The sequence below is a fragment of the Streptomyces sp. enrichment culture genome (genome assembly GCF_964273145.1).
Taxonomy (GTDB): domain Bacteria; phylum Actinomycetota; class Actinomycetes; order Streptomycetales; family Streptomycetaceae; genus Streptomyces.
The window spans coordinates 2437950-2450313 of sequence record NZ_OZ186873.1 but is presented as its reverse complement, the minus strand read 5'-3'; the positions used below and the strand labels follow the sequence as shown (position 1 = coordinate 2450313).

The following is a 12364-nucleotide window of genomic DNA, read 5'->3' as shown; positions in this document are numbered from 1 at the left end:
TCAGCCTCCCGGGGTGGCGCCGGGGGTGCCGGAGCCGCGGCCCTGGACACCGGCGGCGCGGGTCAGTTCGAGGTCGAGTGCCTCGCGGCGGATGCGCTGGTCGATGTAGAGGAGCACGGTGACGCCGGCCGTGATCGGCATGGTGATCACGGAGCCGATCACCGCGCCGACGCCGGTGATGACGAGGAACGTCCAGCTGTAGGTGCCGGTGCCGTCGACGAATCCGGAGAGCCCCTCGCCGTCGAGGGTGGCGGCGAGGAGGGTGAAGGGCACGACGATGATCGACGCGACGATGTTCGTGACGACCACCGCGAGCAGCTGGATGCCGAAGACGCGCCACCAGGATCCCCGCACCAGTTTGACGGAGCGGCTCAGCGCCTTCTTGACGCCCTGCTTCTCCAGCATCAGCGCAGGCGAGGCGAGGGAGAAGCGGACCATCAGCCACACGCAGAGCACGACGGCGCCGAGTATGCCCAGGAAGGAGAGGGCGAGGCCCGGTGCGCTGCCCGCCGTGACGCTCACGAGGATGCCGGGCAGGGCGCCGACGGCGACGATGCCGGCGGTGATGAGCATCAGCAGCAGGATCAGGCCGAACAGTCTCGGTATCCGGGGACGGGCGTCCCGCCAGGCCTCACCGGTGGTCACGGGCTTGCCGAGCACGGCGCGGCTGGTGACGGTCGTGAGCAGGGCGGTCGCCACGACCGTGCCGATCAGGCTGATCAGGTACACGACGCCCGTGCCGAGCATGATGTCGGCCATGGCGCGCGCCAGTTCGTCGAAGGTGGCGCTCGGGTCCTCGAGGGTCCGGGCGCGGGTGTCCTCCAGGACCAGGCCCTGGAGGAGCACGACGGCGATCTCGGTGACGACGGCGACGGCCAGGGCGATGCCGAGGACGGTGCGCCAGTAGGTGCGCATGGTGGAGACGGCGCCGTCGAGGATCTCGCCGACGCCGAGCGGGCGGAGCGGGATCACGCCGGGCTTGGCCGCGGGCGGGGGGCCGCCCCAGCCGCCGTACGGGCCGGGGGCGCCGTATCCGCCGCCGGGCGGGCCGTATCCGCCGGGGCCGGGGTGGCCGCCTCCGGGAGCGCCGTGTCCGCCCGCGGGGCCGCCGGGGGGCGGGGTGCCCCAGCCGGGGCCGGGCGGCGGGGACTGGTTCGGGGCGGCCGGGCCGGCGGGCGCGGACCACTGGCCCGGTGGCGGCTGCTGCGCGGACCACTTGGCGCCCGGACCCGTCGGCTGCTCGTCCGGCCGACCGGAACCGGGCCGGTCGGCGGGTGCGGACGCGCCGGGGTCCCGTCCGTCGGACGGGGTGGATCCGGGCGAGGCCCAGCCCGGAGTGTCGTTCATCGTCGCTCCTTCACGATGCCCGTCCGCGGTCGCGGCGGCAGGTTGGCAGCCATCGTGCCATGGGGTGGTTCGGTGTGGATCGACCGAGGCAGGGGCTGTGCACCTTCAATTGTCCGCGGGACAGCGGGCAGACTGACGGCATGGCTGATCAGTACGCGCACAGCGGCGAGGACAAGCGGCCGACCGAGACCCCGGCGATCCGCTGGGAGGAACCCCCCGAAGGACCGGTGCTGGTCCTGCTGGACCAGACCAGGCTGCCGGCCGAGGAGGTGGAACTGGTCTGTACGGACGCGTCGGCACTGGTGGAGGCGATCCGCTCGCTCGCTGTGCGCGGGGCGCCGCTGCTCGGCATCGCGGGAGCGTACGGCGTCGCGCTCGCCGCCGCGCGGGGCTTCGACGTGGACGAGGCCGCGACGGCCCTGGCGGGGGCCCGGCCCACCGCGGTGAACCTCGCCGTCGGTGTGCGCCGTGCCCGGTCCGCGTACCGGGCCGCGCTCGCCGGGGGCGGTGACGGGCGGCGGGCCGCCGAGGCCGCGCTGGCCGCGGCGCGGACGCTGCACCGGGAGGACGCCGAGGCCAGCGCCCGTATGGCGGAGCACGGGCTGGCCCTGCTGGACGAGCTGCTGCCCGGCGGCGGGCACCGGATCCTCACCCACTGCAACACCGGTGCGCTGGTGTCCGGCGGCGAGGGGACGGCGTTCGCGGTGGCGCTGGCGGCGCACCGGGCGGGACGGCTCAGGCGCCTGTGGGTGGACGAAACGCGTCCGCTGCTGCAGGGTGCTCGTCTGACGGCGTACGAGGCGGCCCGCAGCGGCATGGCGTACACGCTGCTCACCGACAGCGCGGCGGGTTCGCTGTTCGCGGCCGGGGAGGTGGACGCGGTGCTGATCGGGGCGGACCGCATCGCGGCCGACGGTTCGGTGGCGAACAAGGTGGGGAGTTACCCGCTGGCGGTGCTCGCGCGGTACCACCACGTGCCGTTCATCGTGGTGGCGCCGGTGACGACGGTGGACGCGGACACGCCCGACGGGGCCTCCATCGAGGTGGAGCAGCGCGCCGGGCACGAGGTGACGGAGGTCATGGCACCGCAGGTGCCGGTGGCGGGTGCGGGGGGCGGGATACCGGTGGCGCCCCTGGGGACCCAGGCGTACAACCCGGCGTTCGACGTGACACCGCCGGAGCTGGTGACGGCGATCGTCACCGAGGAGGGGATCGTCTCGCCCGTGACGGGCGAGGCGCTCGCCGCGCTGTGTGCCAGGTCACGCCAGGTAACGATTTAGCTAATGGGATGATGTCGTTTATGAAGGGACGAGTCCTTGTCGTCGACGACGACACCGCACTGGCCGAGATGCTCGGCATTGTGCTGCGTGGTGAGGGTTTTGAGCCGTCTTTCGTAGCCGACGGCGACAAGGCGCTGGCCGCCTTTCGTGAGGCCAAGCCGGATCTGGTGCTGCTCGACCTGATGCTGCCCGGCCGGGACGGCATCGAGGTGTGCCGCCTGATCAGGGCGGAGTCCGGGGTGCCGATCGTGATGCTGACGGCCAAGAGCGACACCGTCGACGTCGTCGTGGGCCTGGAGTCGGGCGCCGACGACTACATCGTGAAGCCGTTCAAGCCGAAGGAGCTGGTGGCCCGCATCCGGGCGCGGCTGCGCAGGTCGGAGGAGCCGGCGCCGGAGCAGCTCGCCATCGGCGACCTGGTCATCGACGTGGCCGGGCACTCCGTGAAGCGGGACGGGCAGTCGATCGCGCTGACGCCGCTGGAGTTCGACCTGCTGGTGGCGCTGGCGCGCAAGCCGTGGCAGGTGTTCACGCGCGAGGTGCTGCTCGAGCAGGTGTGGGGTTACCGGCACGCGGCCGACACGCGGCTGGTCAACGTCCATGTGCAGCGGCTGCGCTCCAAGGTCGAGAAGGACCCGGAGAAGCCGGAGATCGTGGTGACCGTCCGTGGCGTCGGTTACAAGGCCGGGCCGAGCTGACGTGTCCGGGGACAGTGCCGCTCCGGTGCCCGCCCGGTCCGGGACCCGCGCCGGGCGGCCTGTCGGCCGGAAGGGGCCCGGTTCCCGCCGGGGCCGTCTCCTGGGGGGCAGCCTGTTGCACGGCGGGATGCGGGGCAGCCTGGTGCTCCGTCTGTTCACGCGCTGGGTGCGCCGCCCGCTGCTGCCCGTCATACGGCTGTGGCGGCGCAACCTCCAGCTCAAGGTCGTCGTCACCACGCTGCTGATGTCGCTGGGCGTGGTGCTGCTGCTGGGCTTCGTCGTGATCGGGCAGGTCCGCAACGGCCTGCTGGACGCCAAGGTGAAGGCGTCGCAGAGCCAGGCCACGGGTGGTTTCGCGGCGGCCAAGCAGCGCGCCGACGAGGCGGCGACCGCGGCCGGCGACCCCGGCACGCCGGTCGGCGACCGTCCCTCGCAGAACGTCATCCAGTGGATGAGCGACCTGGTCTACTCGCTCTCCAGCGGCGGCCAGGGCGCGTTCGACGTGGTCACCCTCCCCGTGGGCGGCGACAGCGGCGGCGGACGCGGCCCGCGCTCCTCCGGTGACGTCGCCCCGTCGGCCAGCATCCCCGAGAGCCTGCGGGAGCGGGTCGACAGCAGTACGACCGCGGCCCAGAGCTACACCCGCATCTTCTACAACTCCTCCGAGGAGTCCCAGCCGGCGCTGGTCATCGGCAAGCGGGTCAACGACCCCAACGGCGATCCGTACCAGCTGTACTACCTCTTCCCGCTGACGCAGGAGGAGAAGTCGCTCAGCCTGGTCAAGGGGACGCTGGCGACGGCCGGGCTCTTCGTCGTCGTCCTGTTCGGGGCGATCGCGTGGCTGGTCGTGCGGCAGGTCGTCACGCCGGTGCGGATGGCGGCGGGGGTCGCCGAGCGGCTGTCCGCCGGGCGGCTGCAGGAGCGGATGAAGGTCACCGGCGAGGACGACATCGCGCGGCTCGGCGAGGCCTTCAACAAGATGGCGCAGAACCTTCAGCTGAAGATCAGTCAGCTGGAGGACCTGTCGCGGATGCAGCGGCGGTTCGTCTCCGACGTCTCCCACGAGCTGCGGACGCCGCTGACGACCGTGCGGATGGCCGCCGACGTCATCCACGAGGCGCGCGAGGACTTCGACCCGGTCACCGCCCGGTCGGCGGAGCTGCTCGCCGACCAGCTGGACCGGTTCGAGTCGCTGCTGGCGGACCTGCTGGAGATCAGCCGGTTCGACGCGGGCGCGGCGGCGCTGGAGGCGGAGCCGATCGACCTCAGGGAGGTCGTCCGGCGCGTCGTCGGCGGCGCCGAGCCGCTCGCCGAGCGCAAGGGCACGCGGATACGCGTCGTCGGCGACCGGCAGCCCGTGGTCGCCGAGGCCGACGCCCGGCGTGTGGAGCGCATCCTGCGCAACCTCGTCGTCAACGCCGTCGAGCACGGCGAGGGCAAGGACGTCGTGGTCAGGCTGGCCGCGGCGGGCGGCGCGGTCGCGGTCGCGGTGCGCGACTACGGCGTCGGGCTCAAGCCCGGCGAGGCGACCCGGGTCTTCAGCCGTTTCTGGCGGGCCGACCCGGCACGCGCGCGGACCACCGGCGGCACGGGCCTGGGGCTGTCGATCGCCCTGGAGGACGCCCGGCTGCACGGGGGCTGGCTGCAGGCGTGGGGCGAGCCGGGCGGCGGCTCGCAGTTCCGGCTGACGCTGCCGAGGACCGCGGACGAGCCGCTGCGGGGCTCCCCGATACCGCTGGAGCCCGCGGACTCGCGGCGCCGCGGCGGGACGGACGAGACCGCGGTGACGTGCGGCGGGGCGCAGGCCGTCACCGTTCCGGCGCAGCCGACGGCCGGCCGGACGTCCGCCGGGCCGGCCCGGGACACGATCCCGCCGAGGCCGGCCGCGGCGCCCGCGGCGGACCCGACGGCGCTGCCCGGCAGCGGCGCGCGCGTGGTGCCGCGGCCGGTGCCGGTGACCCCGCACCAGGGCGGCCCGGCCGCCGACGGACCGGTCACCGCGGGCAGCGACGGACGCGACGGACACCCGGCCGGCAGGCCGGAGGAGGAACCGAACAGCCAAGGGGAGGCATGTCGTGGCCGCTGACCGCGAGGGGAGCCGCCGGCGGGCGCCGGCGCGCGCGGTGGCGTACGCCGTCGGCGGGGCCGTCCTGCTGGCGGGGTGCGCCAGCATGCCCGACAGCGGGGATCTGCGGGGCGTGGAGTCCACGCCCCGCCAGGACACACAGGTGCGGGTGTTCGCCATGCCGCCGGCCGAGGACGCTCCGCCCTCGGAGATCGTGCAGGGCTTCCTGGAGGCGCTCACCAGCGACGACCCCCACTACGAGACGGCGCGGGAATACCTGACGGAGGCGGCGCGCAAGACGTGGCGGCCCGAGCTGGCCACGACGGTGCTCGCCGACGGGCCGGGCACCGAGCCGGGCCACGCGGGCGACCGGGTGGACGCCGACGCCTACTCGCTCACCCTGACCGGCACCAAGGTCGCCACGGTCGACGCGCAGCAGTCGTACACGCCCGCCGACGGACAGTACCGGGCGCCGGTGCATCTGACGCGGGACGGCAAGAGCGGCCAGTGGCGGATCGACACGGTGCCGCAGGGCGTCGTGATGGGCAAGTCGGACTTCCAGCGCAACTACATGTCCGTCAACAAGTACTACTTCGCCTCGAACCACACCTCGGGCACCGGGAGCGGGGCGGGCGGGCAGCCGATGGCCGTCGCCGACCCCGTCTACGTGCGCAAGCGCGTGGACCCCTTGACGCAGGCGGTGCGCTCCCTGCTCAGCGGGCCGACGCGGCTGCTGGGCCCCGTGGTCAGATCCAGCTTCCCCAGCGGTACGGCGCTGGCGAAGGGCGTCTCCTCGCTGACGCCCGACGACCGCAACCGGCTGACGGTGCCGCTGAACGACAGGGCCGCCCGGGCCGGTTCGGACACGTGCGAGGAGATGGCGGCCCAACTGCTGTTCACGCTGCGCACCCTCACCCCCGCGGTGGACGAGGTCGATCTGCGGGCGGGCGGCGAGCGGATGTGCTCGCTCACCGAGGGCCGGGCCGCGATGGTCGCGGCGCGCGGCTCGGCGCAGCACCCCGACTACCTGTACTTCATCGACGGCGAGGGACGTCTGGTGCGGCTTCCCGCCGGCAGCAGCGCCACCCGGGCCGAGCCCGTGCCCGGGGCGCTGGGCGCCGGCGGGACCGGGCTGAGGTCGGCGGCCGTGGCGCGTGACGAGCACAGCGCGGCCGGGGTCGGTCCGGACGGCAGCGCGCTGTATGTCGCCCCGCTGGTCTCGGGCGGTTCGCTCGGGGAGCCGGTGCTGGTCAGCCGGGGCCGGACGGAGCAGGAGCGGCTGTCGACGCCCAGCTGGGACGCGCAGGGGGACCTGTGGGTCGTCGACCGCGACCCGGCCCGCCCCCGGCTGCTGGTGCTGGAGGGGGGCGGGGGCGAGCCGGTGACGGTGCGGACACCGGGGCTGGACGGCCGGGTCCAGGACGTGCGGGTGGCCGCCGACGGGGTGCGCATCGCGCTCGTCGTGCGCGACGAGGACGGGCAGCGCTCGCTGCTCATCGGGCGGATCGAACGCGACGGGAAGGCGGGGGGACGGCCGGCGGTCACCGTTCGCGAGCTGCGCTCCGCGACGCCGGGGCTGGAGGAGGTCACGGCGATGTCCTGGGCCGGGGACAGCCGGCTCGTGGTGGTGGGGCGCGAGCGCGGGGGCGTGCAGCAGATCGGGTACGTCCAGGTCGACGGGTCCACGCCGGAGGCGCAGGCGCCCGCGGCCCTCACCGGCGTGCAGGAGATCGCCGCGTCCGAGGACGAGCGGTTGCCGCTGGTGGCGTACTCGGAGGACGGGATCGTGCGGCTGCCGTCCGGGACGCAGTGGCAGAAGGTGACGGACGGGACGGCGCCGGTCTATCCGGGATGAGGGCCGTGGCCGGCGCCGGCCGGGCTTCCCGGCTGCCGGGGTGTCCGGGGCGTCCAGGACCGCCGGGGCTGCCGAGGCGTCCGGTTTTCCACAGGTGGTGACGGGCGATGGCCGCCGGTTTTCCACAGGGCTGGCCGGGCGGTGCCGGTGTCGGCACAGTGGTGGGCATGCGGGGGTGGTGGCGTGACCTGGCCGATCTGGTGCTGCCGGCCGAGTGCGGAGGCTGCGGCAGGGCGCGCGCGGTGCTCTGCCCGCGGTGCCGTGCCGCTCTGAGCGGGGCCGCGCCGCGCCGGGTGCGGCCGGTGCCGGAGCCGCCCGGGCTGCCGGCGGTGTACGCGGCGGCCCGGTACGCGGACGAGGTGCGGGCGGTGTTGCTCGCCCACAAGGAGCGGGGCGTGCTGGCGCTCGCGGGGCCGCTCGGCGCGGCGCTGGCGGGGGCCGTGCGCGCCGGGCTGCGGGACACGGCGCGGGAACGGGCGTACGGGGCGGGGGACACGGTGCGGGAACGGGCGTACGGGGCCGGGAGCGCCGGACGCCGGGAGGCGGGGGCCGGCGCGGGGGCCGTGCTGCTCGTTCCCGTGCCCTCCGCCCGGCGGGCGGTGCGGGCGCGAGGGCACGACCCGGCGCGGCGGATCGCCCTCGCCGCGGCGGGGGAGCTGCGGAGGTCGGGGACGCCCGCCCGGGTGCTCACGGCGCTGCGGCAGCGGCGTGCCGTGGCCGATCAGTCGGGGCTCGACTCCAGGCGGCGGCGGGACAACCTCGCGGGCGCCCTCGTGGTGGCGCCGGGTGCCGGCCGGCTGCTGCGCGGTGCCGGTGCCGTCGTGCTCGTGGACGACCTGATGACGACCGGGGCCTCCCTGGCGGAGGCGGCGCGTGCCGTGCGGGCGTCGGCGGGCGGGCCGGAGGGGACGGCGGGACAGGACGCGGCCCCGTGGGAACGGACCGCGGGACCGGACCCGCACCCGGCGGGGCCGGCGGCCGTGTATTCGCGAGCGATGGGGGAAGGCAGAGGGGAACGGAGGGACATGGCGCCGGAAGAAAGGACGAACCGGTGGCCCGCCGCACCGGAGAGGGCGGGCGTGGACGGGGTCGGCGAGGCGGTCCGCCGTGTCACGTGCGCGGCTGTGGTCGCGTCGTCACCGAACCCTTTCGAAATGAACTGGAACTGATCGACCGGCGTTTTCGTTGCAGGTAATGACGGATTGAATTCACCTGAACGGAGGTACGGCGAAGAAGAGGGTGACGACATCCGTCCGGGCGAGATATGTTCGGTGAGAGGGAAAGCCGCAGGCCACACCCCTCATATCGGAATGCCGGCCGTGGGAATTCCTCATTATCACCCGCACCGGTGGAATGCAGATCTTGCCTACGGGGGAGGAGGCGGAAGTCATCGAGTCCGAGGTCCCGGGGCTCATCGGGACCTGGTGCAAAAGGGAGATGCTCCGCCGTCGGAGCGGAGTGATCCGGGAACGGAGTTCTGCGTGGACATCGTCGTCAAGGGCCGCAAGACCGAGGTGCCCGAGCGGTTCCGGAAGCACGTGGCCGACAAGCTGAAGCTGGACAAGATCCAGAAGCTCGATGGCAAGGTGATCAGCCTCGACGTCGAGGTGTCCAAGGAGCCCAACCCCCGACAGGCCGACCGCTGCGACCGGGTGGAGATCACCCTCCGCTCCCGCGGTCCGGTGATCCGGGCGGAGGCGGCGGCGAGCGATCCGTACGCGGCGCTCGACCTGGCGGCGGAGAAGCTGGACGCGCGGCTGCGCAAGCAGCACGACAAGCGTTTCTCGCGGCGCGGCGCGCGCCGGATCCCGGCGGCCGAGGTCGCCGACCACGTCCCGGACGCGGCGACGCTCGACGGAACGGGCGCCGTCGTCCCGCAGGAGGACCAGGGCGGCGTGCCCACCAAGAGGATCGGCTCGCTGGAGGTCCAGGGCGAAGGCCCCCTCGTCGTCCGCGAGAAGACCCACGTGGCCGCGCCGATGACCCTCGACCAGGCGCTCTACGAGATGGAGCTGGTCGGGCACGACTTCTATCTGTTCGTCGACTCCGAGACCAAGGAGCCCAGCGTCGTCTACCGGCGGCACGCGTACGACTACGGCGTGATCCACCTCAGGACGGACACGATGGTCACCCAGGCGCCCTCTCCCGAGGCGGGCGGAGTGCTCGGCGGCTGACCGCGCCGGGTGACACGAGGACCGGTGCCCCTGGAGAGCGTGTGCGCCCCCAGGGGCACCCGCGTGCGCCCCCGTCGCACACTGCTGCGTCACCCCGGTGCCGTCCGGGCATGAAATCATGGCCGCAACGGCTCAACCGGTGGGTCGTTGCCTTGCGTTGGCGATGGCTCATGACCACAGGCCACAGCCTTCAGGGGGAGGAACCATGGCGGACAGCTTCGGACCGATGCGGGACGAGGACACGGGCGAAGGTGTCGTCGGCATGGGCCCGGAGGCGGGCTCTGCGCGCGAGGAGCCGATCAGGGTCCTGGTCGTCGACGACCACGCCCTGTTCCGCCGTGGCCTGGAGATCGTGCTCGCGGCCGAGGAGGACATCCAGGTCGTCGGTGAGGCCGGCGACGGAGCCGAGGCCGTCGAGAAGGCCGCCGACCTGCTGCCCGACATCGTGCTGATGGACGTGCGGATGCCGAAGCGGGGCGGGATCGAGGCCTGCACCTCCATCAAGGAGGTGGCCCCCAGCGCCAGGATCATCATGCTGACGATCAGCGACGAGGAGGCCGACCTCTACGACGCGATCAAGGCGGGCGCGACCGGCTACCTCCTCAAGGAGATCTCCACCGACGAGGTGGCCACCGCCATTCGCGCGGTGGCCGACGGGCAGTCGCAGATCAGCCCCTCGATGGCGTCGAAGCTGCTCACCGAGTTCAAGTCGATGATCCAGCGGACCGACGAGCGACGGCTGGTGCCCGCCCCGCGGCTGACCGACCGCGAGCTGGAGGTCCTGAAGCTGGTGGCCACGGGGAAGAACAACCGGGACATCGCCAAGGAGCTGTTCATCTCCGAGAACACCGTCAAGAACCACGTGCGCAACATCCTGGAGAAACTGCAGCTGCACTCCAGGATGGAGGCCGTCGTGTACGCGATGCGGGAGAAGATCCTCGAGATCCGCTGATCCGGGTGGCCCGGGTGCTCCGGGCGACTCAGGCCAGGAGGCGGGCCAGTTCCCGCACCAGGGAATCACGCAGCTCCGGAGCGTCGACCCGCTCCACACGGACGTTCGCGCAGCCCACCCAGCCCGCCGCCTCGACCAGGGCCTGCGCCACCGCCCGGGCCGCCTTCGGGCCGTCCAGCGTCACCTGCCTGGCCACCAGGGTGCGCCCCTCGCGGGCCGGGTCCACCCGGCCGACGAGACGGCCACCGGCGAGGACCGGCATCGCGAAGTAGCCGTACACCCGCTTGGGCTTGGGGACGTAGGCCTCCAGACGGTGGGTGAACCCGAAGAGGCGTTCCGTGCGCGCCCGCTCCCACACGAGGGAGTCGAACGGCGACAGCAGCGTCGTGCGGTGCCGGCCGCGCGGGGAAGACGCCAGGGCCGCGGGGTCGGCCCAGGCCGGTCTGCCCCAGCCCTCCACCGTGACCGGGACCAGCCCCGAGTCGGCGATCACCGCGTCGACCTGCTCCCCCTTGAGCCGGTGATAGTCCGCGATGTCGGCACGGGTGCCGACGCCCAGGGCCTGTCCGGCCAGCCGGACCAGCCGGCGCAGGCACTCGGCGTCGTCCAGCTCGTCGTGCAGCAAGTGCTCCGGAACCGCGCGTTCGGCGAGGTCGTACACCCGCTTCCAGCCGCGGCGTTCGACGCACACCACCTCGCCGTACATCAGGGCGCGTTCGACGGCGATCTTGGAGACGGACCAGTCCCACCACTCGCTGGTCCGCTTGGCGCCGCCCAACTCGGTCGCCGTGAGCGGCCCTTCGGCGCGCAGCTGCTTGACGACCTGGTCGTAGGCGCCCTCCGGGAGCTCGTGGTTCCAGTGCGGGCGGTTCCGGTAGGCGCGGCGGCGGAAGGCGAAGTGCGGCCACTCCTCGATGGGCAGGACGCACGCGGCGTGCGACCAGTACTCGAAGGCGTGCGTGTCCTTCCAGTAGGCGTCCTCGACGGTCCCGCGGCCCACCGCGCCCAGACGGGCGTACGGGACGAGCTCGTGGGAGCGGGCGAGGACCGAGATGGTGTCGAGCTGGACCGCGCCCAGCCGGCGCAGGACGCCGCGGACGCCCGAGCGTCGGTCGGGGGCACCGAGGAGGCCTTGGGCCCGCAGGGCGATGCGGCGGGCCTCGTCTGCGGAGAGCTCTGCGGTGGGGCGCGGGGTCGTCATGCCTTCGCACATTAGAGGGTGGGACTGACAGCGGGGGCGCGTTCGGCAGGGGGGCGGTGGCACCGCCCGCGGTCACCGGGAACGCACGGGCACGTAGGGCACCGTCGACGGCAGGCCGAGGTCGCAGGGCAGCAGGGAGCCCACCCAGCAGTCCCGGCGTACGCCCTTGTTGTCGATCGCGGAGCGCAGGGTGCCCTCCAGGGTGAAACCGGCCCGGCGCGCCACCGCGCGGGAGGCGGTGTTGCCGGCCTCGGCGCGCCATTCCACCCGGTCGATCGCCAGACGGGTGAACGCCCAGTGGCAGACGGCGCGGACGCCCTCGGTGACGTAACCGTGGCCGCGGTGCTCCCGGACCCCCCAGAAACCGATCTCCCCCGCGCCCGGGGGGTGCATGGTCACGCTGAGCACGGCCGCCAGTTCCCCGCGGGGCAGGAACGCGCCGAAGGTGAACACCGAGCCGTTCGCCCAGCCGTCGGGGGCCAGCCGCTCGGTGAGGAGCCGCGCGTGTTCACGCAGGTACGGCGACGGGATCGTGGTCCAGCGCTGGATGGCGGGGTTCTGGCAGGCGGCGTACACGGCCTCCGCGTCCTGCGGGCCGACCGTGCGCAGCAGGAGGCGGCCGGTGGTGAGCGTGACGGGGTCCATCGGGCGATTCTCCGCGCCGACCGGGGAGGAAGCCATCTCCTCGCCGGGTGTGAGCGGCGGGTCACGTTTCGCGGAATTCGGCGGCGGGACGCGGCACCATCCGCGGGCCCCGCCCGTTGTCCTTTCCGAAAGCAGACAGGAAGCGAC

The 12364-nt window shown here is 73.6% G+C and carries 10 protein-coding genes; 7 read left to right on the top strand and 3 right to left on the bottom strand.

Features of this window, described 5'->3' with window-relative positions; translation table 11 throughout:
- A complete protein-coding gene (locus tag ACSU6Z_RS10980) occupies positions 1-1347 on the bottom strand; it encodes a glycerophosphoryl diester phosphodiesterase membrane domain-containing protein (RefSeq protein ID WP_437044775.1) in 1347 nt (448 codons plus the stop codon).
- A gap of 140 nt (positions 1348-1487) precedes the next feature.
- Between ACSU6Z_RS10980 and mtnA the strand changes: the two genes are divergently transcribed.
- The 7 genes from mtnA to ACSU6Z_RS10945 all read left to right on the top strand — a co-directional run bounded on the left by mtnA (position 1488) and on the right by ACSU6Z_RS10945 (position 10371).
- Positions 1488-2627 carry an S-methyl-5-thioribose-1-phosphate isomerase gene (gene mtnA / locus ACSU6Z_RS10975; RefSeq protein ID WP_437044774.1) on the top strand — a complete coding sequence of 380 codons (1140 nt, stop codon included), beginning with the start codon at positions 1488-1490 and terminating at the stop codon, positions 2625-2627.
- Between the two features lie 8 nt (positions 2628-2635).
- Entirely contained in the window at positions 2636-3325 is a 690-nt protein-coding gene (gene mtrA, locus ACSU6Z_RS10970; protein WP_009188938.1) for a two-component system response regulator MtrA, read from the top strand.
- A gap of 1 nt (position 3326) precedes the next feature.
- Positions 3327-5411 (top strand): MtrAB system histidine kinase MtrB, encoded by a 2085-nt coding sequence (mtrB, locus tag ACSU6Z_RS10965; RefSeq protein WP_437044773.1) that lies wholly within the window; start codon positions 3327-3329, stop codon positions 5409-5411.
- Positions 5401-7245 (top strand): LpqB family beta-propeller domain-containing protein, encoded by a 1845-nt coding sequence (locus ACSU6Z_RS10960; RefSeq protein ID WP_437044772.1) that lies wholly within the window; start codon positions 5401-5403, stop codon positions 7243-7245. Before mtrB ends, ACSU6Z_RS10960 begins: the two co-directional genes overlap by 11 nt.
- A 167-nt stretch (positions 7246-7412) precedes the next feature.
- Entirely contained in the window at positions 7413-8414 is a 1002-nt protein-coding gene (locus ACSU6Z_RS10955; protein WP_437044771.1) for a ComF family protein, read from the top strand.
- Positions 8415-8726: 312 nt separating this feature from the next.
- Entirely contained in the window at positions 8727-9419 is a 693-nt protein-coding gene (gene hpf / locus ACSU6Z_RS10950; protein WP_437044770.1) for a ribosome hibernation-promoting factor, HPF/YfiA family, read from the top strand.
- Positions 9420-9624: 205 nt separating this feature from the next.
- A complete protein-coding gene (locus ACSU6Z_RS10945; RefSeq protein WP_437044769.1) occupies positions 9625-10371 on the top strand; it encodes a response regulator in 747 nt (248 codons plus the stop codon).
- A 28-nt stretch (positions 10372-10399) separates the two neighbouring features.
- On the opposite strand, the gene ACSU6Z_RS10940 is transcribed toward ACSU6Z_RS10945, so the two are convergent.
- A complete protein-coding gene (locus ACSU6Z_RS10940) occupies positions 10400-11572 on the bottom strand; it encodes a winged helix-turn-helix domain-containing protein (RefSeq protein ID WP_437044768.1) in 1173 nt (390 codons plus the stop codon).
- A gap of 72 nt (positions 11573-11644) precedes the next feature.
- On the bottom strand, positions 11645-12217 hold the full coding sequence (locus ACSU6Z_RS10935; RefSeq protein ID WP_437044767.1) for a GNAT family N-acetyltransferase: 573 nt from the start codon (positions 12215-12217) through the stop codon (positions 11645-11647).
- Positions 12218-12364: the final 147 nt, after the last annotated feature.